21 protein-coding genes are annotated in these 26,620 nt (G+C 43.9%); 15 read left to right on the plus strand and 6 right to left on the minus strand.

Annotation, left to right across the window (positions count from 1 at the left end; all coding sequences use genetic code 11):
• Positions 1–12: 12 nt before the first annotated feature.
• The 3 genes from R7Z50_RS06625 (at position 13) to rsmF (ending at position 5,491) form a co-directional block, all read left to right on the plus strand.
• On the plus strand, positions 13–1,263 hold the full coding sequence (locus R7Z50_RS06625) for a paraquat-inducible protein A (protein WP_206970816.1): 1,251 nt from the start codon (positions 13–15) through the stop codon (positions 1,261–1,263).
• Positions 1,256–3,904 carry an MlaD family protein gene (locus R7Z50_RS06630; RefSeq protein ID WP_053307107.1) on the plus strand — a complete coding sequence of 883 codons (2,649 nt, stop codon included), beginning with the start codon at positions 1,256–1,258 and terminating at the stop codon, positions 3,902–3,904. The genes R7Z50_RS06625 and R7Z50_RS06630 overlap by 8 nt, the downstream gene beginning before the upstream one ends.
• A gap of 150 nt (positions 3,905–4,054) precedes the next feature.
• Positions 4,055–5,491: a 16S rRNA (cytosine(1407)-C(5))-methyltransferase RsmF gene (rsmF, locus tag R7Z50_RS06635; protein WP_206970815.1), complete on the plus strand. Its 1,437-nt coding sequence runs from the start codon at positions 4,055–4,057 to the stop codon at positions 5,489–5,491.
• 283 nt (positions 5,492–5,774) lie between these two features.
• Here rsmF and R7Z50_RS06640 read toward each other — a convergent pair whose 3' ends face one another.
• A complete protein-coding gene (locus tag R7Z50_RS06640; RefSeq protein ID WP_017633794.1) occupies positions 5,775–6,608 on the minus strand; it encodes a S1 RNA-binding domain-containing protein in 834 nt (277 codons plus the stop codon).
• 192 nt (positions 6,609–6,800) lie between these two features.
• Between R7Z50_RS06640 and R7Z50_RS06645 the strand changes: the two genes are divergently transcribed.
• Positions 6,801–8,153 carry a hypothetical protein gene (locus R7Z50_RS06645; RefSeq protein ID WP_005377421.1) on the plus strand — a complete coding sequence of 451 codons (1,353 nt, stop codon included), beginning with the start codon at positions 6,801–6,803 and terminating at the stop codon, positions 8,151–8,153.
• A 33-nt stretch (positions 8,154–8,186) separates the two neighbouring features.
• On the opposite strand, the gene R7Z50_RS06650 is transcribed toward R7Z50_RS06645, so the two are convergent.
• A complete protein-coding gene (locus R7Z50_RS06650; protein ID WP_005377418.1) occupies positions 8,187–8,684 on the minus strand; it encodes a DUF4442 domain-containing protein in 498 nt (165 codons plus the stop codon).
• 370 nt (positions 8,685–9,054) lie between these two features.
• Here R7Z50_RS06650 and R7Z50_RS06655 point away from each other — a divergent pair, with 370 nt between their 5' ends.
• The gene (locus tag R7Z50_RS06655) at positions 9,055–10,113 is read left to right on the plus strand and encodes a 3-deoxy-7-phosphoheptulonate synthase (RefSeq protein WP_005390197.1); all 1,059 of its coding nucleotides are present in this window, start codon (positions 9,055–9,057) and stop codon (positions 10,111–10,113) included.
• A 21-nt stretch (positions 10,114–10,134) separates the two neighbouring features.
• The gene (locus R7Z50_RS06660; RefSeq protein WP_005377415.1) at positions 10,135–10,617 is read left to right on the plus strand and encodes a YajQ family cyclic di-GMP-binding protein; all 483 of its coding nucleotides are present in this window, start codon (positions 10,135–10,137) and stop codon (positions 10,615–10,617) included.
• Positions 10,618–10,719: 102 nt separating this feature from the next.
• Here the strand turns inward: R7Z50_RS06660 and R7Z50_RS06665 are convergent, their stop codons facing one another.
• Positions 10,720–11,640, minus strand: coding sequence for a bifunctional precorrin-2 dehydrogenase/sirohydrochlorin ferrochelatase (locus R7Z50_RS06665; RefSeq protein ID WP_206970814.1), 921 nt, complete (start codon positions 11,638–11,640; stop codon positions 10,720–10,722).
• Positions 11,641–12,100: 460 nt separating this feature from the next.
• On the opposite strand from R7Z50_RS06665, the gene R7Z50_RS06670 reads away from it, so the two are divergent.
• The 6 genes from R7Z50_RS06670 (at position 12,101) to R7Z50_RS06695 (ending at position 17,337) form a co-directional block, all read left to right on the plus strand.
• Positions 12,101–13,129 (plus strand): amino acid ABC transporter substrate-binding protein, encoded by a 1,029-nt coding sequence (locus R7Z50_RS06670; RefSeq protein ID WP_005377403.1) that lies wholly within the window; start codon positions 12,101–12,103, stop codon positions 13,127–13,129.
• Positions 13,130–13,202: 73 nt separating this feature from the next.
• Positions 13,203–13,328, plus strand: coding sequence for a hypothetical protein (locus R7Z50_RS06675; RefSeq protein WP_258490489.1), 126 nt, complete (start codon positions 13,203–13,205; stop codon positions 13,326–13,328).
• Positions 13,329–13,347: 19 nt separating this feature from the next.
• Complete coding sequence (locus tag R7Z50_RS06680; RefSeq protein ID WP_005377402.1) at positions 13,348–14,553, plus strand: amino acid ABC transporter permease; 1,206 nt, start codon at positions 13,348–13,350, stop codon at positions 14,551–14,553.
• A 1-nt stretch (position 14,554) separates the two neighbouring features.
• A complete protein-coding gene (locus R7Z50_RS06685) occupies positions 14,555–15,652 on the plus strand; it encodes an amino acid ABC transporter permease (protein WP_005389988.1) in 1,098 nt (365 codons plus the stop codon).
• 23 nt (positions 15,653–15,675) lie between these two features.
• A complete protein-coding gene (locus R7Z50_RS06690; RefSeq protein ID WP_005377400.1) occupies positions 15,676–16,425 on the plus strand; it encodes an amino acid ABC transporter ATP-binding protein in 750 nt (249 codons plus the stop codon).
• A 249-nt stretch (positions 16,426–16,674) separates the two neighbouring features.
• Positions 16,675–17,337 (plus strand): Bax inhibitor-1/YccA family protein, encoded by a 663-nt coding sequence (locus R7Z50_RS06695; RefSeq protein ID WP_025766607.1) that lies wholly within the window; start codon positions 16,675–16,677, stop codon positions 17,335–17,337.
• Between the two features lie 76 nt (positions 17,338–17,413).
• Here R7Z50_RS06695 and R7Z50_RS06700 read toward each other — a convergent pair whose 3' ends face one another.
• Complete coding sequence (locus tag R7Z50_RS06700; protein WP_170890644.1) at positions 17,414–17,788, minus strand: chromosome partitioning protein ParB; 375 nt, start codon at positions 17,786–17,788, stop codon at positions 17,414–17,416.
• Between the two features lie 908 nt (positions 17,789–18,696).
• Between R7Z50_RS06700 and R7Z50_RS06705 the strand changes: the two genes are divergently transcribed.
• Positions 18,697–19,026: a TusE/DsrC/DsvC family sulfur relay protein gene (locus R7Z50_RS06705; protein WP_005377396.1), complete on the plus strand. Its 330-nt coding sequence runs from the start codon at positions 18,697–18,699 to the stop codon at positions 19,024–19,026.
• Between the two features lie 2 nt (positions 19,027–19,028).
• Here R7Z50_RS06705 and yccX read toward each other — a convergent pair whose 3' ends face one another.
• Entirely contained in the window at positions 19,029–19,301 is a 273-nt protein-coding gene (gene yccX, locus R7Z50_RS06710) for an acylphosphatase (protein ID WP_017634611.1), read from the minus strand.
• A 90-nt stretch (positions 19,302–19,391) separates the two neighbouring features.
• On the opposite strand from yccX, the gene R7Z50_RS06715 reads away from it, so the two are divergent.
• Positions 19,392–20,795, plus strand: a complete 1,404-nt coding sequence (locus tag R7Z50_RS06715; protein ID WP_017821867.1) for a methyl-accepting chemotaxis protein — start codon at positions 19,392–19,394, stop codon at positions 20,793–20,795.
• Positions 20,796–20,955: 160 nt separating this feature from the next.
• A complete protein-coding gene (locus tag R7Z50_RS06720; protein ID WP_054579311.1) occupies positions 20,956–22,149 on the plus strand; it encodes a class I SAM-dependent methyltransferase in 1,194 nt (397 codons plus the stop codon).
• Between the two features lie 52 nt (positions 22,150–22,201).
• Here the strand turns inward: R7Z50_RS06720 and R7Z50_RS06725 are convergent.
• The coding region (locus R7Z50_RS06725) for a Calx-beta domain-containing protein (protein ID WP_318148958.1) at positions 22,202–26,620 on the minus strand (4,419 nt) is incomplete at its 5' end.

The raw sequence follows: 26,620 nt of genomic DNA on the forward strand, positions 1-26,620 counted from the left end.
AGAGAGGTCGTTATGACCTCTCTGTCTAAGCACGCCATGCAACCCAATAACGTACGTTTGTGCCAAGGTTGTGAATTGCCTGTCGACATCGTCGACTTACCCCATGGCAAAAATGCACACTGCCCTCGTTGTGGTACACAATTATATCGCGGAGGTAGCCCTAGCCTCTCTGGTAATCTAGCCGTCGCGATAACCTGTATCCTACTATTTATTCCATCGCACTTTTTTAACTTTATTAGCATCCGACTCTTTGGTGTGATGATTCCGGCAGCCTTGCCTTCAGGGATGATCACATTGATGGAAGAAGGATTTGTTCTTCTTTCATTGCTCATTCTATTTTGTAGCTCTCTAGCGCCACTGACGGTTTGTGTTTCAGTGGTAACGGCGCATATTTCTTTACATCAACGATGGTTCCGTGGGCTTCGTATCTCACTGTGGCTAATTCAACATTTGAAGCATTGGGTTATGTTGGATGTGTTCTTAGTTAGCATCGCCATTTCCTGTTTTAAACTCCAAGATTATTCCGACATTTTCGTCGGCCCAGGGTTAATTGGTCTGGTTCTTTTGCAGATATTTACCGTTTTGTTAGTTTCAAGAATCAGCGTGCGTCGTTATTGGGAAGCTTGGAAACCAGAAAGTTTATATGCTTTTGAGCATAAAGATGTGCATTGCCATGAATGCCACTTGTCCCAGCCTGAAGGTGACCATTGCCAGCGTTGTCATCACGAGTTATATCATCGCAAGCCAAACTCCATTCAGAAAACATGGGCTTACCTCATCGCAGCAACGGTCGCCATCTTCCCCGCTAACCTGATCCCTATTTCCATCTTGCTTACCAATGGTAAGCGTTTGGAGGACACTATTTTTTCAGGCGTGGCTGGTTTGGTAAAAAGCGGCATGTATGGAATCGCTGCGATCATTTTTGTTGCCAGTATCGTTGTCCCGGTGATTAAAATACTTGGGCTCGCCTACATCATGCTTTGCATCCAATTCAAACGTTCGGTGTTTAAGAGACAACGAATGATGGTTTACTTTGTTGTTAAATGGATCGGTAAATGGTCTGTGATGGATTTGTTTGTTATTTCTATCATGATGACCTTAGTCGATCGTGGTCAGATACTGGATTTCACACCAGGATATGGCGCCGTAGCATTTGGTGTTGTCGTAGTGTTGACCATGCTTGCAGCAGAAAGTATTGATCCAAGGCTAATCTGGGACCAAACAAGCCCAAAACAATCAGAAAAAGAGTCAATGAATGAGTGATCAGAACAGTTCTCAAACGTCATACGTACCAGATGTAAAGCGGAGTAAAGGCATATCTCCTCTTTGGCTGTTGCCAATTTTGACCATGGTCTTAGCTGGCTGGCTTGTTGTGAAGTCGATACACGATGCAGGACAACGAGTGCAAATCTATTTTTCTGATGCCGCTGGTCTTGTCGCCGGCCGAACCACTATCCGTTACCAAGGATTAGAAGTCGGCATGGTAAGAGACATTAACCTCACCGAAGATCTCGGCAGTATTTATGTCGATGCTGATATCTATCCTGAAGCTGCAAAGTTACTGAACGATAAAACACGCTTTTGGTTAGTAAAACCAACAGCTAGCCTAACGGGAGTTTCCGGACTGGATGCGCTCGTCTCAGGTAACTACATCTCGATTCAACCCGGAGATGGTCAAGAGTTTGAGACAACATTCCATGCGTTAGACTCTGCCCCAACAGATTTACGCGTTTCTCAAGGTTTGAATATTAAGCTCAAAAGCCGTGATTTAGGTGGTGTATCGGTTGGCTCTCAAATTGTTTATAAGAAAATCCCAATCGGTGAAGTGTACAGTTACCAGCTAGATGAAGATGCAAAATCTATCACTATTCAAGCCAACATTCAGGATCAATACCGACATATCATTAACAACCGCAGTCGATTCTGGAACGTCAGTGGAATTGGTGCCAGCATCGGTTTTGAAGGTGTCGATGTAAGACTAGAAAGCATGAGTGCCTTACTAGGTGGCGCCATCGCCGTCGACTCTCCGGATGATGGTGAGCCTGTAGAAGAGAACACCGAGTTCCGTTTGTATAAAGATTTGAAAACTGCTGGTCGAGGCATCGCGGTTAAAATCGTCCTACCTGATGACAGCAAGATCAGCGGAGAAGGCGCTCCAATTATGTATCGCGGAATCGAAATTGGCCAAGTTACGGACTTGAGCCTTTCCGAAGGCCGAGAAGTGATATTGGCGTCAGCGGCAATTCAACCCGCCTTTAGTGACATGCTGACGACAGGTACTCGATTTGTCTTAGAAGAAGCAAAGGTGTCCCTTTCTGGTGTTGAAAACATTGCTAATTTAGTGCGAGGAAACTTCTTAACGATCGTGCCGGGCGCGGGTGAACGCTCTCGCCGCTTTACTGCCATTCGTAAAAACGTGTTTAACCAACAGCAAGAAAAGTCCATCGCGATTCGTTTGGTATCCGACAATTCGTTTGGCCTAGATAGCGGTGCCAATGTACTTTATAAAGGCATCGTTGTTGGTTCAATCATCAAAGTGGGCCTAGTTAAGGAAGATAAAAAATCACAACACGAAGTATTTATGGATGTATTGATTGACCATGAATATAAACATCTGATCAAATCAAACAATCGTTTTTATGTAACCGGCAGTGCATCAGCAGAGTTAACTGAATCGGGGCTCAGCGTTACCGTTCCTCCAGCAAAGCAGTTGTTAACTGGGTCAATTAGTTTTGTGAGCGAAGGCAAGCAAGATATTCAAAAAGAGTATCAACTGTTCCAAAATGAATCATTGGCTGAATTGGCGCAGTACAATCAAAGTGGCTCTAGGGCGCTAACACTATTTGCTTCTGAATTGCCGCCGATTTCCAAAGGCAGTCCTCTACTCTATCGTAATCTTCCAGTTGGTAACGTCTCCGATTTCCAACTAGTTGATGGCGGAGTACTAATTAAGGCTACTATCGAAAACCGCTTCGCTTATCTTGTAACGCCACAAACCGTTTTTTGGAATCGTTCAGGGATTGAGATAGATGCATCATTAGCTGGCGTCAGTGTGAAAGCACACCCTTTGAAGTCGTTAATCGAAGGTGGCATCGCTTTTGACTCCGTGCCAGGCGTTGAAAACAAAATCGGAGAAAACTGGAAGCTGTATTCTGATCAAAAAACCGCTCGCAAGTTTGGGCGCGTCATTGCTTTAGAAACCGACGGTTCGCAAGAGATTGCTAAAGGAATGCCGATTGAATATCAAGGTGTTAAAGTTGGTGAAATCACTCTGGTTGTACCGAATTTTCGTCGTAACATGGTTGAAGTCACTGCAAGAATCCGACCTGAATACGTAGAAAACATTGCGGTTGAAGGCTCACATTTTTGGCTAACTGAACCAGAAATTGGTTTAGGTGGCGTTAAAAACCTCGGGGCGTTGGTTTCGAAATCCATCAGTGTTGAACCAGGTAAAGGTAAAGCTAAATTTGATTTTCAATTAGAAAATAGTTCAGAACGCGTGCATGGAATCATGTTTACGTTACAAAGTGAACAAAGAGGCTCAGTACAAGTCGGTACCCCTATTCTTTACCGCCAGATGGAAGTTGGCCAAGTGACCGACGTAAGCCTAGGAGAATTTGCTGATCGCATCGTCACGACTATCAAAATACAGCCTGAATATGCTTACCTCGTTCGTCAAAACAGTGTGTTCTGGAATGTTTCAGGAGTAGATGTTTCCATCGGGCTTACCGGCGCTAACATCAAAGCGGGAACCTTTGATAGTTTAGTTCGCGGAGGAATTGCGTTTTCAACGCCAGAGCAATCTACTATTCCACCAGCGGCAAAGAGTGGGCAATCTTTCTTTTTGTATCCACAAGCTGAAGAAGGTTGGACTCAATGGCGTACAGCGATTCCTAAGCCGTAGAATAAAGCTCAATTCACGTACAATTGAAGTTTGAGTACCTTAAAAGAGCAGCAATCGCTGCTCTTTTTTATTGCTCGGCCCTTGTCACTATTCGTTTCTGCTTCGCTTTCGTATATTATTTGCCACAAATTCTGCAAACGAGATCCCACATTGCATCCTAATGTTTACATCCCAGACGCGTTTCTGGAAAAAATCCAAACTATCCTTCCAGCTCACCTCAACATGGAAGACTTTATCGCATCGTGCCAAAAGCCACTGCGCAAGAGTATTCGAGTTAATACGTTGAAGATCAGCGTTGAAGCGTTTTTAGAACGAGCAGAAACAAAAGGCTGGAAGCTTTCTCCTGTGCCTTGGTGTGACACGGGGTTTTGGATTGAAGCGGACGAGTCAGTTGTACCATTAGGCAACACAGCAGAACACATGTCTGGCTTATTCTACATTCAAGAAGCCAGTTCGATGATGCCGGTATCTGCTCTGTTTATGAATGATGAATCTTACGATGCCGTGTTAGATACCGCAGCCGCTCCAGGCTCAAAAACCACTCAAATTGCAGCTTTAATGAACAACGAAGGTGTACTTGTGGCCAATGAATACGCCGCAAGTCGTGTAAAAGTACTGTACGCTAATGTGGAACGTTGTGGGGTACGTAACGCCGCACTAAGTAACTTCGATGGACGCGTTTTTGGCGGTTGGCTACCAGAACAATTTGATGCGGTTTTGCTCGACGCGCCTTGCTCTGGAGAAGGCACCGTTCGCAAAGACGAAGATGCGATGAAAAACTGGACGCAAGCTTCCGTACTCGACATCGCTGACACACAGAAAGATCTTATTGAAAGCGCCTTCCATGCATTGAAGCCCGGTGGTGTGATGGTTTACTCAACATGTACGCTCAGTACAGAAGAAAACCAACAAGTTTGTCATCACTTGAAAGAAAACTTTGGAGATGCTGTAGAGTTTGAAAGCCTTGAGAACTTGTTTGAAAACGCAGAGGCAGCCCTAACTGAAGAAGGCTTTTTGCATATTTTCCCACAGGTCTACGACTGTGAAGGGTTCTTTGTTGCAAGAATTCGCAAACTGGCTGCTGTTGAGGCGCCAGAAGTCAAAAAGCGCATGGGGAAATTCCCCTTTGCTAAAACTTCAAAAAAAGAATCGACAGAAATTGCTCAACAACTCCAAAGCGCGTTAGGTATTAAACTTCCAAATGACAGTTCTGTATGGCTTCGCGATAAAGATGTCTGGTTATTCCCTAATGCTTTAGAAGCGATGATCGGCGAATTACGCTTCTCCCGTATGGGTATAAAGATCGCGGAAGCCCATAAAAATGGCTACCGTTGGCAACACCAAGTCGCGACTGCCCTGGCGACAGGTTCTGAAAGCAACGCCATTGAACTCAGTATTGAAGAAGCGCGCGAATGGTACATGGGGCGTGATGTTCGCCCACAAACCATTCCTGAGGGAATGAAAACAGGTAAAGGCGAAGTGCTTGTCACCTATCAAGGCGCAGTTATTGGCCTTGGCAAGTGGGTAAGCAACCGAATAAAGAATGGTCTCCCTCGCGAATTAGTACGAGATAAGAACTTATTTTAAAAGACGTAACGAACCATAAATAAATGAAAAGCCATCGTATTTGCGATGGCTTTTTAATTCGGAAGTATGAAAGCAAGTGGGCTCGCTAGCGATCCGGACACGCTGTACTAAACTAGTTGTATCAAAGTAATGCTTTGATGTGGCATTTCTCTCTATGTTCACCAACAAAATTATTGTTGGACAAGTTTAGCGCAGGCTCTGCGGAGCCGTTTCCCCTAGGCCCAAAAAAAGGAAAAGTTTGGGCCGTTTTTTTGGCTGTAGTTCCACTATACGTGAGTTTGGACTACGCTAGACGAATACCGTCTTTCTCAATGACAATTTTACCCTGCTTGTATAAGCCACCGATGGTCTTTTTATAAGTCCCTTTACTTGTGCGGAAAGCATCAAAAATCGCTTCAGGAGAAGACTTGTCATTCAAAGGCAAAAATCCGCCTTTCTTCTCTAGCAAGTCAAGGATCTTACTAGAAAGATCGTCCATTTTCGCCACACCGACTTTTTGTAGAGCAAGGTCGATTTTGCCATCTTCACGAATGTGCTTAATAAAGCCTTTCAGCTTTTTACCGATGTAAAGCTTACCAAAAACATCCGATGGGAAAATCATGCCCCAATGCTTACCATTAACGATAGCTTTATAACCAAGTTGACTACGCTCTGCGATGATCAAATCAACTTGCTCGTTAACTTCATAATTCGCTGGAGTTTTATCTAACCATTTATTGAACTTAGTCGTACCAACAATGCGACCTGACGCTTTGTCGGTATAAACATACACTAAAATGGTTTGTCCGGCAGAGAAGCGAGTGCGTTGCTCACTAAAAGGAATCAGTAAGTCCTTTTCTTTGATGCCCCAATTTACAAAAGCACCTGTCGCATTCACACCCTCAATCTTCATTAAACCCCATTCACCCACTTGGGCAATTGGTCTTTCAATGGTCGCAGCAAGTTGGCTTTCTGAATCGAAGTACAGAAATACGTCTACATGCTCACCAATTTCAGTACCCTCTGGTACATACTTACTAGGTAGTAGAACAGAACCGTAATCATCGCCATCCAGAAATACGCCAAAATCAGCCTTTTTAATGACTTCTAAGCTGTTAATTTGACCAATTTTAATCATTGATTTTGTCTCTTTTTAAATTTACGTGGAATTATACCTAAACTAACAAGAAAATCAGAGAGAAAAGCATAGTGCTCTGTTATGCTGTTGTCGTTCAGCTATATGCCCCAGTCACTCTTTTAGCACTCTTATACTTACCTGCTCAACGGAACGCATAAGTTAAGAATGCTTTAGCAAAGTCAGGAGCTTTCTTTGGTCACCGTCGATAAACAAGACTCAATAACATTAAAAATCAGTCATGCACTCGCAAAGAGCAAAAGTGTCGACCTAGATATTTACTTTTTTATACCTGGTGAGCTTGGTTTAAACGCCGATATCATCAGTGAATCCGAATTTTATTACACCTCGATCACACAGCAACGATCTTATTACAGTACTGAAATCCTTCTTCCGCTAGTACACAGTCGACTTGCCAAACGTGGACGCCTGTCGAATCAGCAATACCGAGTAAGTTTGAGTTTGTTCGCTTACCAATACGTTATCGCGCTAGACAAAGCGGTAGCAAGTTTAAACAAGCATGAGAACAACTCCGTAACGGAAGATGAAGTGGACGAAGTTATCGAGCTCACGCTTGAGATCTTAAAGCGCTTGCGGCGTTCTATTCCTTATGAAGAGAACTTAAAACGCTACTACGTTAACATCGATAACTATCTGTCTTGGTATACCGAGCAAAAGTTCCTGTCACTGGTGGCCCATCTACCACGTGAAGGCGACTATGGCACGATCAAAAAGCGTCTGATCACGCTATGTGAGAAAGAGCAAGCCCATCGTAAACTCAACAAATACAACTCATCAAGAGTCGTTGAAGACGTTACTCGCCTATCTAACAAAATGCGCTTGCTAAGGCGATTGATTGAACACCCTATCGTGCTTCGTGAAGAAACCATATCGATGGGTAACAACATTAAGCGCGCTATCAAAGGTATTGCAACCGGTTTAGTGATGGTTGTCGTGACCTCGACCGTGATTCTCGCTCGCGATTATCTGGGGGAAATTTCTGCCTCATTCATTATCGCGATGTCTTTTATTTACGCTTTACGAGAAATCTTTAAAGATGATTTACGCGATGCCATGTGGCGATGGATCCGTAAAGGCAAACCAAAATGGCGTAAGAAGTACGTTGATCCAACGACGAAAAAAGTGGTTGGCAAAAAATTGGAGTGGCTCGATTATCGTACCTTAAGTAGCTTGCCGGATAAGATTCAAAGAATACGTAAAAAACGCGTCGTTCAACGTGAAGAGCAGATTCTTCATTATCACGAGAAAACCGAAATGGCGACCTCTCTTTTCTTGAGTGGTTACGAACAAACGAGAGAAACATTGAACATCAGTTTGCGCCCTATCATCCGCTTGATGGATAAAAGCTCAAACCGAGTTTACCGTTTAAATGAAGGTCAAGTAACCAAAGAGTCAGTAGAGAAACGTCATTTGCTCAATGTGATTGTCAAAGAGGACAACCACACCGATGAGCCTGTTTATTACCGCTGGAAAGTGGTCTTAAATCGCTCCAAAATCGTCTCTATCGAGAAGATTGAACTCAATTAAGCCAACGCCTTTAAACAAACGAGCCACAAACCACTAGGCAGCCTCTTTTCTTTGTTGGGCTGCTTTTTTTATCGAAAGAGTAAGCGAAAATTCAGCCATTGGCTCGTCACCATGTAAGTTAGGACACAGCGCGACAATTTTTACGTCACGATTTACTCGTTCACCCGTTGCCAAGGTGTGCTCGAGCATCTCATCAATGACATGACCATCGTTACAAACAAAGTGCACATCGGCTTCCGGGCGCTTTAAAAACTCGGCTTTCACACCTTTAAATGCTAGCGAGATCGCTTCTCCCTTTTCTTGCGCTTTACTCATAGCAAGAAAACCACCAGCAACATCAGCGCCAACGGCTAAAGCGCCGAAATACATGCTATTCAGGTGGTTCTTCGTTCTTCTGCGCAATGGGATACGAACCTCAACATGCTTGCTATCTATCGCAATGATTTTAGGGTGGCAAAGCCAAATCAGCGGCACTTTCGAAAAGCCAAACAGATTTAGATACAAATTCGCACGACGTAGAGCTGATAACATTTTGGTCTCCTTACCAATCTAGTCAGACCAGTTAATCAACGAAAGAAATAGATGTCAAAGAAATGTTAACAAAAGCTCGATCTCACGAGTTATTTAACCCTCATGAAGTGACGGCGTCACCCGTGAGGTATGAAGTTTATCGCAGTTACTTAGATTACCTTACAGCGAGATAGATAAAATGGTTATAAATTCAAATGTATATATTGATTTAATGATCAAGTTTTGTCATTTATACATAAGTCATTTAAATGAATACCTACACCTTTGTATACAATTCGGTATTTCCTGGCGAAGATTCCCGTGAAACGGTTTATTCCTGCCTGTAATTCCGTTATCTTTACCCCTTCGCAATAGAGAATAAAGCTATAACATGCCTATAAAAACAGATGAATTGAGAACCCAGCCTTTGGGTCCAATGCCTACCCCAGCAGAGCTAGGTAGTGTACATCCTATTACGGATGACGTTGCAGACCGTATCGCTCAATCTCGTCGTCAGATTGAAAACATTTTATCGGGTGAAGACGATCGCCTTCTTGCGATTGTAGGTCCGTGTTCTGTTCACGACACTGAAGCTGCCATTGATTACGCCACTCGCCTGAGTGAAATCCAAGACAAGTACAAAGACGAACTGTTTATCGTGATGCGTACTTACTTTGAAAAGCCTCGTACAGTAGTTGGTTGGAAAGGTTTGATTACGGACCCTAACCTAGATGGTTCTTACGCACTTGAAGCTGGTCTTCATAAAGCTCGTAAACTACTACTGGATATCAACAAGCTTGGTCTTGCGACTGCTACTGAGTTTCTTGATATGATCACTGGCCAATACATCGCGGATTTGATCACTTGGGGCGCGATTGGTGCTCGCACAACGGAATCACAAATTCACCGTGAAATGGCGTCGGCACTATCTTGCCCAGTTGGTTTCAAAAATGGCACAAATGGCAACGTAAAAATTGCAATTGATGCAATTCGCGCATCGAAAGCATCGCATTACTTCTACTCGCCAGATAAGAACGGTCGAATGACGGTTTACCGCACAAGTGGCAACCCTTACGGTCATATTATTCTGCGCGGTGGAGAAAAAGGCCCTAACTTTGATGAAGCATCAGTCAAACAAGCATGTGATGCTTTAGCTGAGTTTGGATTGCCACAACGTTTGGTTGTGGATTTCAGCCATGCAAACTGTCAGAAGCAACACAGAAAACAAATCGACGTAGCTCAAGACATTTGTAACCAAATTAAGTCAGGCAGCACTCGTATTGCGGGTATCATGGCAGAAAGCTTTATTCTTGAAGGCAATCAGCCAATGACTGACATCAATAACCTAACGTATGGTCAGTCTATTACAGATCCATGCCTAGGTTGGGAAGACACTGCTACAATGCTAGATATGCTGGCAAGCGCTGTTAAGTCCCGAAAGTCCCTATAACAAAATAATCAAGGAATCTTCATGCCATCGTTTGATATTGTTTCTGAAATCGATACGGTTGAACTACGTAACGCCGTTGATAATGCTAACCGTGAATTGTCTACTCGTTTCGATTTCCGCAACGTAAATGCGAGCTTTGAGCTAGTAGAAGAAAACGTAAAAATGTCTGCGGAAGGTGACTTCCAACTTAAGCAAATGCGCGACATTTTACGCGGCCACTTAGCGAAGCGTAACATTGACGCGAACGCAATGGATGCACAAGACCCAGACGTTACTGGTAAAAACTGGCACCAAACTCTGCTTTTCCGCCAAGGTATTGATACTCCAACGGCGAAAAAAGTAGTGAAACTTATCAAAGACGCAAAGTTAAAAGTACAAGCTTCTATTCAAGGCGACAAAGTACGTGTTACCGGTAAGAAACGCGACGACCTGCAAGCGACAATGGCAGCGATTCGTGAAGCAGAGATGGGTATCCCATTCCAGTTTAACAACTTCCGTGATTAATCAATCTGAGAAGTAAATAAAAAACGCCAGCGCATAATCCGCTGGCGTTTTTTATTGGCTTTAGTGTAACGAACTACGTATCCACTTTAGCATTTGGCATTGCTAGATAACTAAGTCCTGCCCTTGCAGCAATACGAATTCGCTCGTTCCTTGTGGTATGAACACGCAAATTCGAAGCTTTTCAGCTTTAGCCTTGGCCAGCATATCCGAAAGCTCAGCTGCGCTCGAGAAATCTTCTCTTTCTGCATCTCTTCGTATTAGTTCTAACACATTCGCTTCACATCGAGTTGAGTACAGAGCCAGCTCCGCTTGTTGCATATAGCGTACGGCTTTTATTGGCAACATCTCAACATCTTTCCCAACATGAACCCAAGTACAACTTCCCTTTTCATCTAAAGGTGTTGCCATGGTCGCTTGGTAAATTGCTTCTAACTCACGATTATCTCGCGCGTTTTCCACCTCTGGATTCGAGAAGAATTGCTCCCAAAACTTGCGGCGTAAATCGACACTAGGCAGCGCCTCTTTAATTGAGTTTCGCTTTGAGTTAGCAAAATCCGCCATCAACCCCAAGTTTTGTGGCAGTATCGATTCAAGTTTTTCACGGATGTTTCGAATTAAAACTGGCGAAGCTCCACCACTAGAGATAGCGATTTGGATGCGGCCACGATTAATCATAGACGGCGTGATGAAATCACAATAAGGCTTATCATCCACAACGTTAACCAAGATGCCTAGCTCTTTGGCATCTTTGTACACTTGGTGATTTAGCTCAGGATTGTCTGTCGTCGCCCACACTTGAACAAAGCTTTTAGTGACAATGTCACTCGAATAGAAACGTTGTACCCAGCGCAGTTGATGCTCAGAAGCAAGCTTAGACAGAAAATCAACCAACGTCGGAGAAACGATAGTCACATCCGCCCCAGCCTTTAGCAACGCTTCCACCTTTCGGCTTGCCACCTCACCGCCACCCACGACGAGAACGGGTTTATCAATTAAATCTAAGAACAGAGGAAAATATCGCATTTCAATCCATGATTACTCTAATTAGCTGTTGTAGACCATGCTACCAAAAATGGGGCAAGCTCATCACCCTGTTTCGGTATCACAAATAATTTTTGTTTGAATTTTTACTGAACTTCACCTTGCTCAGCTAATGACAGTTTTAATAACAACTTTTTATTCTTTTGTATTGTTCACTCTTCTATTGATTGTTCTGATGCACCAAATTGTCCATGAATTGCACTATTTACAAACAATTAACATTTCGTCATTCTAAATCTCAAGGCACTTTGTAAGTTCTCTCAAAACTTCATTTAAATTATATATTTGAGAATTAACAGATCCTTTCCTACGCTTATAACTGGTTGATCTATCGAATGCCGTTTCTTCGAAAATCAATCACGTAGGACGATAACTCTAACGAATTGGACACGTTATTTCAGGTCACTCCTGATTAAACATGGATCATACAGGAAGGATACAAATGGCAAATAAACTCACAGTTCTTGCTTCCGTCGTAGCGGCTTCTACTGCGATGATGGCAACATCAGCTCAAGCAGCAGACACTACTCTGGACAAAGTCACAAAACAAGGCTTTCTTACTTGTGGCGTAAGTACCGGTCTACCTGGTTTCTCTAACCCTAACTCAAAAGGCGAATGGGAAGGTATCGACGTAGAATATTGCCAAGCACTGGCTGCAGCCGTTCTTGGGGATAAAACGAAAGTTAAATATGTACCCCTAACCGCAAAAGAACGTTTCACTGCGCTTCAATCTGGTGAGATTGATGTGCTTTCCCGTAACACGACCTGGACTCTCCACCGTGACACTGCACTGGGCCTAAACTTCGTAGGTGTGAACTACTACGACGGTCAAGGCTTTATGGTGAAGAAGGAACTTGGTATATCAAGTGCTAAAGAGCTTGATGGTGCGTCGGTATGTGTTCAATCAGGTACAACAACCGAGCTAAACCTTGCAGATTATTTCCGCAACCAAGGCATGGCGTACAAACCAGTGGTATTCGACACAGCGGCGCAAACTTCGAAAGGTTTTGATGCGGGACGCTGTGACGTACTAACAACTGACCAATCTGGCCTTTATGCACTACGTTTGAATTTGAAAGATCCGTCCTCTGCGGCCGTTCTTCCAGAAATCATCTCTAAAGAGCCACTAGGTCCAGTCGTTCGTCAAGGCGATGATCAATGGTTTAACATCGCTAAGTGGACATTGTCTGCGATGATTAACGCTGAAGAATACGGTATTAGTTCGAAGAATGCGGATGAAATGCTGAAATCAACAGATCCAAACATCAAGCGTATCCTCGGTGTTGATGGCCCTAAAGGCAAAGGGTTGGGTATCCGCGACGATTGGGGCTACCAGGTTATCAAACAAGTTGGTAACTATGGTGAAAGCTTCGAACGTACAGTCGGTACTGGTTCGCCGTTAGAAATCTCTCGTGGCGTTAATGCGCTATGGAATGCAGGCGGCTTTATGTACGCGCCACCAATCCGATAGAAAGAGTTAATCAGGGCGGTTCATGCCGCCCTTTTTCTTGATTATATCTCACTGTATGAGTAAGGATCGCTCATTGGATGGCGAAAAGCGCTCGCTTGGTGGAACGGCTTTAAAGGTTCGTATGTCACCAGACATGAGAGCGTTATTCTTTAGCCAGCAAGGACGAAACTTCGTTATACAGGTCGATATCTATAACTAAGGTTTGAGGTTATCGCTGTATGAAACCGACACAAGATGCATCGCCAAGTACGATGTCCAAACCAAGCGGAAGCAAGAGCCTGATTTATAATCCTGCCTTTCGTTCTGCTATTTTCCAGATCATTGCCATTGCTGCACTGGTATTTTTCTTTTACACGATTGTAAACAACGCTCTCAATAACTTAGATGCTCGTGGTATTGCAACGGGCTTCGGTTTTCTGAATCAAGAAGCCGGGTTTGGTATTGGGTTAACATTAATTGAATACGATGAAACGTACTCTTACGGTAGAACATTTATCATCGGCCTTCTTAATACGGCGTTAGTCTCCGTATTAGGTATTATTCTGGCTACTGTGATTGGCTTTACCATGGGGGTTGCCCGCCTTTCTTCTAACTGGTTAGTTAGTCGTTTAGCGGCAGTTTATATCGAAACTTTCCGAAATATCCCCCTTCTTCTGCAAATATTCTTCTGGTATTTCGCTGTTCTTCAAGCATTACCCTCACCACGCCAAAGCTTAAGTCTTGGTGAAGCTATTTTCCTGAACGTTCGTGGCTTATATTTCCCTGCACCGACTATGGAACCTGGCAGTAGCTACGTTATTGCCGCGTTAATCTTCGGGGTAATCGCAAGCTTATTAATTAATGTATGGGCGAATAATAAGCAACGTCTCACCGGGCAACAAACCCCAATGGGAAGAATAGTTTTGGGTTTAGTTGTTGGCCTTCCATTGGTTGTGTACTTCCTTGCTGGTATGCCAATTTCACTGAATTATCCTGAACTAAAAGGGTTTAACTTCCGAGGTGGTATTAGCATTATTCCTGAATTGGCTGCGCTACTTTTGGCATTGAGTGTTTATACAGCTTCTTTCATTGCTGAGATTGTGCGCTCTGGTATTAATGCGGTTAGCCATGGTCAAACCGAAGCAGCGATGTCGCTAGGCTTACCACGCTCGAAAACTTTAAAGCTTGTTGTCATTCCTCAAGCGTTACGAATTATTATTCCACCTTTAACCAGTCAATATCTCAACCTCACCAAAAACTCATCGTTAGCGATGGCGATTGGTTACCCAGATCTTGTCTCTGTGTTTGCTGGTACTACCCTGAACCAAACGGGACAAGCGATTGAGATCATTGCGATGACGATGGGCGTGTACTTGACATTAAGTCTGATTACGTCTGCATTAATGAACTTGTATAACCGTAAAGTCGCGCTGGTGGAGAGATAATATGAGTACTCATCAATTTCAACCGGATCTCCCACCACCCGCCAATACTGTAGGCTTCGTTGGTTGGATGCGGAAAAATCTATTTAATGGCCCTATCAATTCCATTGTTACTGTCATTCTTGCGTATATTGTCGTAACTGCAATATGGTATATCGTGGATTGGGCGTTTATTAACGCAGACTGGATTGGCTCAACGCGTGACGACTGTAGCCGAGATGGTGCTTGCTGGGTATTTATCAGCGTGCGCTGGGAGCAGTTCATGTATGGTTTTTATCCAGAGTCCGAACTATGGCGCCCTCGCCTTTTCTATATCACATTGGCCATATTTACTGTTTTACTCGCGTATGAGAAGACACCGAAACGGATGTGGATTTGGCTTTTCTTCGTAAACATCTACCCATTCATCATCGCTGGGCTGTTATACGGTGGTGTCTTTGGACTAGAAGTGGTCGATACACACAAGTGGGGTGGACTACTCGTTACACTCATTATTGCGCTAGTTGGTATCGTAGTTTCATTGCCAATTGGTGTGGTGCTTGCGCTTGGTAGACGTTCAGAGATGCCGATCATTCGCAGCATTTGTACCGTCTACATTGAAGTTTGGCGTGGCGTTCCGCTGATTACGGTTTTGTTCATGGCTTCGGTTATGCTTCCATTGTTTATGTCTGAAGGTTCAGAGACAGATAAACTGATTCGCGCCCTTATAGGTGTGGTTATGTTTGCCTCCGCTTACATGGCAGAAGTGGTACGCGGTGGTCTACAAGCCATTCCGAAAGGTCAATATGAAGCCGCTGATGCGCTTGGGTTAAGTTACTGGAAAAAGACTGGGCTTATTATCTTGCCACAGGCGCTAAAGATTACTATTCCTTCTATCGTGAACACCTTCATCGGTTTGTTTAAAGACACCAGTTTGGTACTCATCATTGGTATGTTTGACGTACTCGGTATAGGGCAAGCAGCAAACACCGACCCTGAATGGTTAGGCTTTGCTACAGAAAGTTATGTATTTGTCGCGTTAGTGTTTTGGGTATTTTGTTTTGGCATGTCACGCTATTCGATATGGCTTGAAAACAAACTTCATACCGGTCACAAACGATAACTCATCAAGATCAAGGACGTATTATGACGCAACAACAAGATTACATGATCCAATTGAAGGACATGAATAAATGGTATGGTGAGTTTCACGTACTAAAAAATATTAACCTCGACGTTAAGCGCGGCGAGAAAATCGTTATCTGTGGTCCATCAGGGTCGGGAAAATCAACGATGATTCGCTGTATTAACCGTCTTGAAGAGCACCAAGCAGGCAGCATTTACGTCTCTGGTACGGAATTAACTGAAGACTTAAAGAACATTGAAGCAGTGCGCCGAGAAGTGGGCATGTGCTTTCAACACTTTAATCTCTTCCCTCATTTAACCGTACTGGAAAACTGTACGCTCGCGCCTATCTGGGTGAAGAAGATGCCAAAAGATGAGGCAGAAGCAGTTGCGATGAAATATCTGGAACGTGTAAAAATTCCAGACCAAGCGGAGAAGTATCCCGGTCAGTTGTCTGGTGGTCAGCAGCAACGTGTGGCGATTGCTCGCTCTTTGTGTATGAACCCTAAAGTCATGCTTTTTGATGAGCCAACATCTGCACTCGACCCGGAAATGGTTCGCGAAGTACTGGATGTAATGGTCGAACTCGCCGAGGAAGGCATGACTATGCTTTGTGTGACACATGAAATGGGCTTTGCTAAAGAAGTTGCCGATCGCGTGATATTCATGGACGCAGGAGAGATCATCGAAGAAAACAACCCTGTTGATTTCTTCGAAAATCCTCAATCGGATAGGACCCAAAATTTCCTAGCGCAAATCTTACACCACTAAGATTTAGCCGAATCGACATAAAAAAGCACTGGTTTCTATGAAGCCAGTGCTTTTTGTTACTAAATTCAAAAATCTGTGTAAGAATCAATATAGCTATGCTAGTCAGTAATATTGTGTTACAAGTTGCCAAATACATAACATCTTATTTCTATTATTATTTTATCTAAGTTACGTATGGTTAGGGCTTGATTTTTTGAACTTTCAATCCCATAAATGTACTTAAAAGAAAGTCTCTTATCGAGGAAGATTATGAACAGTCCAATGTTTACCCGCACTTCAACTCAAGAAAGTGCTCTACAAACGAACAAAGTATTGCGTAATACTTACGCTCTACTTTCAATGACACTTTTATGGTCGGCAGTCGTTGCTGGCGTTGCAATGGCATTTAACCTTCCACATCCAGGTATCATCCTAATGCTGGTTGGTTTCTACGGCCTATTATTCTTAACAGAGAAAAACCGTAACAACAGTCTTGGCCTTGTGTTTACGTTCCTATTTACTGGCTTCTTAGGTTACACCGTTGGCCCTATTCTAAACATGTACATAGGTGCAGGCATGGGCGATATCGTATTAACCGCACTCGGTGGTACGGCACTATCTTTCATGGCAGCATCGGCATACGCACTAACAACGAAACGTGACCTATCGATGATGGGTGGCTTAATGCTATCACTATTTGTTGTGCTGGTTGTGGGCATGATTGCAAGCTTCTTTATTCAATCAACCCTTTTACACTTGGCGTTGAGCAGCTTGTTTATCATTTTCTCTACTATGGCGATCCTGATGACAACACAAAGCATTATTCGTGGCGGTGAAACAAACTACATCTCTGCGACAGTAACTTTGTATGTATCAATCTACAACATCTTCATCAGCCTACTAAGCATTCTAGGCATCATGAACGACGATTAATCGTTTCTCGTTAAGTAGAATCAAAAAGCCCGAAGGTAATTCCTTCGGGCTTTTTCTTTGCAAGTAATTCAGTTTGTTACGCTTGGTCTACCGCCAACTCGATAACTTCGTCAGCTTCTGGGTTTTCTCTAAAGCGTCTCACTTTAATCGTTTCCTCTCCTAACATGATTTGCTTGGCGATTCGGTGCATACCGTCAAAAACACGATAGTCACTGGTTAAGATTACCGGATACGACAAATCAGCATTGTTGATTCGTTGGCAATGTTTTGCAATTTCACGGCAGGTTGGCTGTGGCCCTTCATGACTAAACCAAGTCACTTCATTTGGGCCTTTGATATCATCAATCGAAATTTCTTCTACAGGTAAGGATTCTGCAAGTTGCCAAATACGCTCGATGGACCAAGTGGATTTTACATTGTCATTAATCTCAATGTAACGTTGTTTCGACATGACTAACTCCTTGTCATCATTGTTGTTTCTAACCTGAATACAGGCTTTCATTAATCCAATGAGAATATCGGTCTATGAAAACAAACACAACGTTTAAGCTATTAATTCTCAAACAATCGCTATATCGCTTGTATGAGCGCTTTATAATCACCTCTCTCAGTTTGTAAACTGATTTCAAGGTATAACTTGTCTTAATTCAAACCGCGACTTCGCAATCGCTCATCGACTGATGACAAGAAGCAAAATACTCCAAACGCAACCCACCAATAACCGAACATCTTGAGCGCGGGCAACCAGACTACTGATTTACCAGCTACGCTAAAAAATATGTAGGCCGACATCATCGGTGTCACTAACATGACTCCCCAAGTCAAAAAAAGTAACGGCCCATAGATGTACTGCAACCAAGCATACTTCGGTTTTATAGGATTATGTTTTACAAATCCCGTCAGACATAGAAAAGAGAAAATGCTAAAGCATGCTTGCAGTACCGCCCATCCAATGGAAACGAAAAGATTCGACCACTCCATACACTCCTGAATTGCTCCGTGTTGTTGTTAAGCATGGGTGAACATAACGATTTTTTTCAATTTATTCTTTTGATTTAAAACTAGTTTATATTCGTTGTGATCGACTTATCTAAAACAATAAATATAACTGACAAATCAATCACACCAAGCGAATTGCATAACAATGCAAAACCACCGATATCAACCCCGAAAATTTTCTAACAACACGAATAAAAAAACAAACTTATGCTTAAAATATAATTTAAGAGTATTCAGTTATAGGCCACTACTTTGTACGCTTTTGATTCGCTCGATACGACTTCGAGATTCTTTTGTTGAGAACATTCTCGGCTGTCGCTAATCTATAAACATCCATGTTTACTTAACGGATAAAACGTTATGTTCGTTTACAACGGCAAAGAAATTGAAACGGATGCTCAAGGCTACTTATTGGATCATACTCAATGGGAAGAAGGTATGATTGAGCTTTTAGCAAAAGAAGAAGACATCGAGCTTACGGATGCTCATTTGGAAGTTGTGCATTTTGTGCGAGACTTTTATGAAGAGTTTAATACCTCCCCTGCAGTGCGTATGCTTGTGAAAGCGATGGAAAAAGCGCACGGCCCGGAAAAAGGTAACAGTAAGTATCTATTCAAGCTGTTTAAAAAGGGGCCAGCCAAACAAGCAACCAAATTAGCCGGCCTACCAAAGCCAGCTAAATGCTTGTAGATTCATAAAATTTTAAAACCGCGTAACGGCTTATACGACGCAGGCTCCTGCATCACATGCTCTACTGTTGCCGTTCGCGGTCCTTCTTGTAACCATTCCGAAAACGCAACTATTTGCGCGTCTGTTCCACACGCCATCACTTCAACATCACCATTGTTTAGGTTCTTCGCATAACCTGTTAACCCTAGCTTCAATCCTTGATGGGAAGTATGGTAACGAAAGCCCACGCCTTGAACATGACCTTTTACTATAAATCTCTCACACTTTACGTTCATCTTTGTACCGCTTCTTTTTACTGAGTGATATATTCTTTTCGTCTATTCACCCCACTAAGGATAGTGGGTTTTTGCACGGTTATTATAATTATGAAAGAAATTCCATTCCGCTGGATTGATAAGTATCTCATTCACTTAAAGATTCAAGAAAAGTTCTATTTGCTCTTCGTTCTCCCTCTTCTTGCTTTAGTCATTCTCACTCTCGTCCTTAATAGCGCGGCTAATACACTGATCTCAAGTATGTACCAAGAAGAGCTCATGCTTATGAAAGGTCTGATAGAGGCAGGCAACCTTTCTCAATCTCAAGTAGCAAGCCTCATAGCGGGTTCAGAAACCGTTTCTATTGGCTCTGGTTCGCAATCCGTGTCTGTTTTAAATGGTGCGTACAGTTTGGTTGCGAACCATGAACTTTCTTTATGGACTGCCCTATCAACGACTCAAGTGAGCATCATCTGTGTGAGCTTGTTTATTCTCGCTCTTGGCGTTTACTACATCATGACGTTTATTGGCGGCGCGATGTTCACGATGAACAAAGCATTAAACACCCTTGCGGGTGGCGACTTAACTGCGAGAATGAACTTCTTCCCTGTTCGCGACGAGTTTAGTGAAATTGCTATTACGATAGACAAAGTTGCAGAACGAGAGCAACAAATGGTGCTGTCGATTCAAGAGTCTGTGGCGTTAATGCAACAAATTAGCTCAGACCTGAATCAATCGATTCATCACAGTTCAGATATTTCAGCGACTCAGCAGGAACACCTCAACTCTCTTGCGAGTGCAACTGAACAGATGGCATCAACGATTCGAGAAGTCGCGACACTAGCTCACGATTCAAGCACGCAAACCGATGATGCGCGAAACGTGGCTCAGTCTGGACAAGTGAAAGTTGAGAATACGCTTCACTCGATTTCGAACCTTTCTAATGAGATTCAATCTGCGTCTCAAGCCGTTGCCGAGTTAGATGCCAATGCAGCACAAATTGATGAAGTCGTGACAACCATCAATGGGATCTCCGAGCAAACCAACCTACTTGCTCTGAACGCGGCTATTGAAGCTGCACGTGCTGGAGAACAAGGTCGTGGATTTGCGGTCGTTGCGGATGAGGTTCGCGCTCTTGCGGGACGCACTCAGCAAGCGACAGTGGAAATCCAAACGATGATTGAATCGTTACAGCGTAACAGTCAGTCACTTACTAAGCTGATGGAAGTGACAGTTAATAACGCAAATGAGGGACAAAACCTCATGACGGAAGTGAATCACGAAATCGGCTCTTTGGCAGATAAAAATCAAACTATCTCCGACAGTAGCATTCAAATTGCAACAGCAGCTGAAGAGCAAGGTGTAGTCGCGGACAATATCGCCTCAAGCGTTGAAGAAATTCGAGTTCAAGCAGATAACGTGTGCAATATGATAAGCACGACTTCACAAAACGTTGATCAACTGCGTAAGCAAAGCGACACAATGGAAGCACTACTTACTGGACTTAAAGCATAGCAACGGAATCTATTACAGCAAATTCAATAAAAGGGTCACTTTAGTGACCTTTTTTGTATTTAAAAGTCACTACAATGTACTGGATTGCCGAGGGATATTGCTTTTACCATTTACATCCCGGACAATACGCCCCTTTCAAAATTCAACAAGAGCTAATGAAATGACAGCTGCTATCTATTTGGTTAAAGGTCGTGAGAAATCGGTCAAGCGCAAGCACCCTTGGATCTTCTCTCGAGGCATCAACAAAGTTGAGGGCGAACCTGCTCTTGGCGAAACGGTTGATGTATTCACTCACGACGGTAAATGGCTAGCTAAGGCGGCATATTCGCCAGCTTCACAAATTCGTGCTCGTATTTGGAGTTTTGATAAAGAAGAAATCGACACCGCGTTTTTCGTTAAACGACTTAAAGACGCACAACTTCTTCGTGAAGACATTATCAAACGTGATGGCCTTACGGGTTATCGCCTTATCGCAGCAGAGTCTGACGGCTTACCTGGCGTTACGATCGACCGTTACCAAAATTTCTTTGTGTGCCAACTTCTCAGTGCTGGCGCAGAACACAATAAGCAGGCTATTGTTGACGCTCTGGTTGAGTGCTTCCCTGATTGTAATGTGTACGAGCGCTCTGACGTGGCCGTTCGTAAAAAAGAAGGTTTAAAAGAGAGCACGGGCGTTTTGCACGGCGAAGAGCCACCTAAATCGGTCGTCATCGAAGAAAATGGCGTAAAGATTAGTGTAGATATCGTTGGCGGACACAAAACAGGTTTCTACCTAGATCAACGTGATAGTCGCCAGCAAGCGATGAAATATATGAAAGGCAAAGAAGTTCTTAACTGCTTCTCTTACACAGGTGGCTTCGGACTTTACGCTCTAAAAGGTGATGCAAAGCGTGTGATTAACGCTGACGTGTCGCAACCTGCTTTAGATACCGCAAAATTCAACGCAGAGCTAAACGATTTTGATATTTCGAAGAAGCGTGCCGTGTTCCTAAATGCAGACGTGTTTAAGCTGCTTCGTGAGTATCGTGATCAAGGAACTCAGTTCGATGTGGTTATTATGGACCCACCGAAGTTCGCAGAGAGCAAAGCACAACTAAACGGTGCATGTCGTGGTTACAAAGACATCAACATGCTAGCAATGCAAATTCTAAAACCGGGCGGCACTCTACTGACCTACTCGTGCTCTGGCTTGATGGATCAAGTTCTGTTCCAGAAAATCATCGCTGATGCAGCCGTAGACGCTAACCGCCAAGTAAAGTTTGTGGAGCGTTTTGAGCAAGCCGCTGACCACCCAACCGATACAGCATATCCAGAAGGCTTCTACTTAAAAGGTTTTGCATGTAAAGTGCTTTAGGCTACGAATAAGTAAGACAAAGCAGAAGAAAAGGGCCTACTGGCCCTTTTCATTATGGCTCTAAGTTAACCTTAGTTAGTGCGGATAACACATCTCTCTCAAAGTCCGCATTTCCCACGATTAAATCACTAAACTCTGTCGCCCCGTTTTCTATTACGATAGTTTGAATTGAGTTTCCATCGTTATGGGTTATTTCTAGAGATAAGTCATCGCCATCAATGTTCAAGTCAATACTATTAAGAAGTTCTTCTATCGTATTGTGCCCTGCATCTTCAACGACTTCACTCAGATCTAAGGTGTCCAAATCTCTCTCAAAACCTCTAATTAGATCTGTTCCTGTATCCAAGGAGTCGTTGACCCATTTAAAGACATCTGCCTCGTTATCATTACCGATCAAGATGTCATGACTTACGTCTACTTCAGCTTCAATAATATTTGCAGAGCCATTACTTGAAGCATTTACTCCTCCGTTTTCATCAATAACGAATTGCAGGGTATTCTCACTTTGATCGCCATCGTTATCCGTCAATACATAATCGAAGTCTAACGTTTCAACTGTATCACCCACTGCACCATAAAATGCATACGCACCATCGTTTAGGTCGATTTCCAGAGTATGTTTGCTGTCGATATAGATAGTAAGCTGCATCGTTGTGTCGTCAAATGCATGCGAAATACCATCGTTATTGTCAGTTACTATTAGGTCTGTACCATCAAACGAATAAGTGACACCGTCATGTTCTATTTCGCTAATATAACCACCATCTGCACCAATACCTGTATCTGGAGAAGTGGTATACATCAAGTTCCCCCCAACAGGTTGAATCACTGACTGCAACATAACCGGAGGTAATTGAGTTACGTCAGGAACCACAACACCATCAAGGTCTTGATTCAAAAAGCCATCATATGCTACGCGATCTAATTGCTCCGGCATAAGATTAACGCCCATACCATACGCTAGGGCTGTTATCTGATTATCAGGATCGGTTAGGTGATCAATCCAACTCTGCTCGCGAGCGTCGTTTATAAATGATGACGCAGGGTTTGGCTGACCATCTGACAAGAAGTAACTAACATTCGACGCACTGGTTAACTTACCTACATCATCCCATGACTGTTTTGCTTCATTTAGCGCGTTGTTATAGTTAGTCGCGCCACCCGCAGTTAGCGTCTCAATATACGCTTTGGCCTCCTCGACCGTCAGCCACGTCGCAGCACCTATAGCGTAAGTGGATGCTGTACTGCTATAAGTAATAATTTGAACTCGCGTTTGACCGATAGACTCATATTGATTCAATAACTGAGTTGCCGAATCTTTCATTATCTGCAAGCGATTATCCGTTCGCATAGAACCCGAGACATCCATTATGAGCTGAACGTTGGCACTTTCTTTAGTTTCTGCAACTACATCGTGAATAATAGATGCAGAATCTGGTGAGTCATCTTCCACAATAACGTTGACCGTTGTGGAGTTAGTAAGGCCACGAGCATTCGAGACAAGCACAGGCACCTCAATATTTAAGGTGTCTTCTCCAGATGGGTTGGAGTGATCAATCGGACCAAGAAGCTCCGTAGATACCACTCCAGTATCATTGACTGATATTTTGATAACCTCTTCACCGTTCGCTGAACCGATAAGCATTTGGTCGTTATTTGATAACGTCCACGTTACAGAGATCCCGTTACTAGTAAGAGCTGTAGATGGTTCACTGAGCGTAACAGAATCAACGGTTTGACCCAGCGTCAATTGTTCTACATCAGAACTCGAGTCAGTTGTGTCATCAAAGCCGTTTAGAGCAGAGTCATCAGCAATGGCGTTGCTTAAGCCTTCCTCAGAAACGTTTAGTGTTACACCTTCTACGATTGGTGGGGCGTAAGGGTTGACAGAAAAGTACCCCGTTTTACTGTCGCCATCATTATCAGTAATAGTGTAGTTAAAATCGATATCCCCATCGCCATAAGGTGAGGTCAAAGGCAAGTATTGGAAGAACTCCCATTTTCCAGTGCTAGGTGTAAGTTGAACTTCGAATGCAAGCTCTCCATCAGCCTCTGCAATCAGTCTATTAGAGTTTTGTGGATCGACGTATATCAACACGTCTTTACCATCTAGAGTCTCTAAACCAGCCTCACCTCCATTTAAGACTATAGAACCAGGGCCATCAGCTCCATATACAGCACCGAGGTTCCCATCCGCACTAGCAATTGGCACGCCAGAGTACGCACCTGTAAAGGTTATTGATTTAACGGTAAAGTCACTGTTGTCTTCAGTATCCGGGCCATTGCCATTACTGGTCGCCTCGAGGATGATTTTATCAAAGCCTCCCTGTTGAACATTGAAATTTGCCGCGTAATCACCACTGCTTGCGTCAGAGCTGAACGATTGCTGAGCAATTAATACACCATCTCTATAAAAAGATGCGATTCCTTTCTCAAGTTCACCACCAAACATTTTCTCAAATTCTATTTCTGCTCCGTAAGCAACTTTATTGCCTAAGTCTATGATTAACTGCTCTGATACACCCTCATTACCCGCGAATCGATAATCGACTTCGTTTTCTAATTGGAAGCCGTTGTTACCAGAACTTTTAACGCCAATCCCTTCTGATGATTGATTGATTTCAGCTGTTCCCAGCATCACAGATTCGTCAGACACAAAACCGTTTGCAGTCACAACAACGTCCCCAAATGTTCGACTGGTTGCATCTGCCTCACTTCCTGCAAAATCTATGCGCCCTGTCAGAACGTTAGGTGCACCAGTAAGCGACACATCGACGGGTTGAACAACAACAGGCACGTATGGGCAATCATCTTCAACGGCCACATTTAAGCTTTGAGATGTTGTTGTTTGTCCATCACTTACAGAAATCTGTAAATCAAAGTTGATGATGTCTTCCACATCATTAACAGGATGATCAAGTGGCTCAAACAGAGTAATAGTATAGTCCCAAGAGCCTTGACCTGAAGCTGAAGGCTCGCTCAGCACAACAGTAGCAACAACGCTCAGGTGAGCAGTTTTCGCAGTCAGCGTTTGAGTACTGTTGTCCCACGTCCACGATATAGGCTCCCCTCCTGATGTTAGGTTGTTAGGACCTGCCAATACCACTGAAACATTCGCCGTGTCTGGATCGGCAACTGTGAATGTTCCTGAGAAACTTGCGGAGTTAGTAGTGTCTGAAGGTGATCCTGTATTATCAGGGATACCATTAGCTAAACCTTCTTCCGAAACAACTGCATTCACAACATTTGAAATAGAAGGAGGAGCATCATTATCAATAATCGTTGCCGTACCGGTATCGCTGCCTTGCACCGCCCCAATGCCAGTCACCGTCACGCTGAAATCTTCTGGGCCTTCGTACACCGCGTCATCAATGGAAGCAATACGCACATCAAACTCGGTTTGCCCCGCCGGCACCGTCACCACGCCATCGTTTGGCACTGCAACCCAACCGCTTCCCGTGTTGTATTCTAAGGTACCTAAGTCACCGGCTTCGGTGTCACCTAAGTTCAGGCCTAGTTCGACTTGTACTGTAGACTCAGAGGCGTTCGATAAGGTCACTTTGAAGTTCGCTGTCTCACCCTCATTGATGGTGCCAGCATCGGTAATAGTCACATTCGGGCGGTCATCATCCGGATCGGGGCCTGGCCCCGTGCCGTCATCCACTATCGTCGCCGTACCGGTATCACTGCCTTGCACTGCGCCAATGCCAGTCACCGTCACACTGAAATCTTCTGGGCCTTCATAAACGGCGTCATCAATGGAAGCAATACGCACATCAAACTCAGTTTGCCCTGCTGGCACCGTTACTACGCCATCGTTTGGCACTGCAACCCAACCACTTCCCGTGTTGTATTCTAAGGTGCCTAAGTCACCGGCTTCGGTATCGCCGAGATTAAGACCCAACTCTACTTGCGTTTCCGCTTCAGACGCGTTCGATAGCGTCACTTTGAAGTTCGCTGTGTCACCCTCATTAATGGTGCCAGCATCTGAAATAGTCACGCTTGGACGGTCATCATCTGGATCGGGGCCCGGACCCGTGCCGTCATCCACTATCGTCGCCGTACCGGTATCGCTGCCTTGCACTGCGCCAATGCCAGTCACCGTCACACTGAAATCTTCAGGGCCTTCATAAACAGCGTCATCAATGGCAGCGATACGCACATCAAACTCAGTTTGCCCTGCCGGCACGGTCACCACACCATCGTTTGGCACTGTCACCCAACCACTTCCGGTGTTGTATTCCAAGGTACCTAAGTCACCGGCTTCGGTGTCACCCAAGTTCAGGCCTAGTTCGACTTGAACTGTAGACTCGGCGGCGTTCGACAACGTTACTTTGAAGTTCGCTGTCTCACCCTCATTAATCGTACCAGCGTCTGAAATAGTCACATTCGGGCGGTCATCATCCGGATCGGGGCCTGGCCCCGTGCCGTCATCCACTATCGTCGCCGTACCGGTATCACTGCCTTGCAC

The sequence above is a fragment of the Vibrio sp. 1249-1 genome (genome assembly GCF_033340495.1).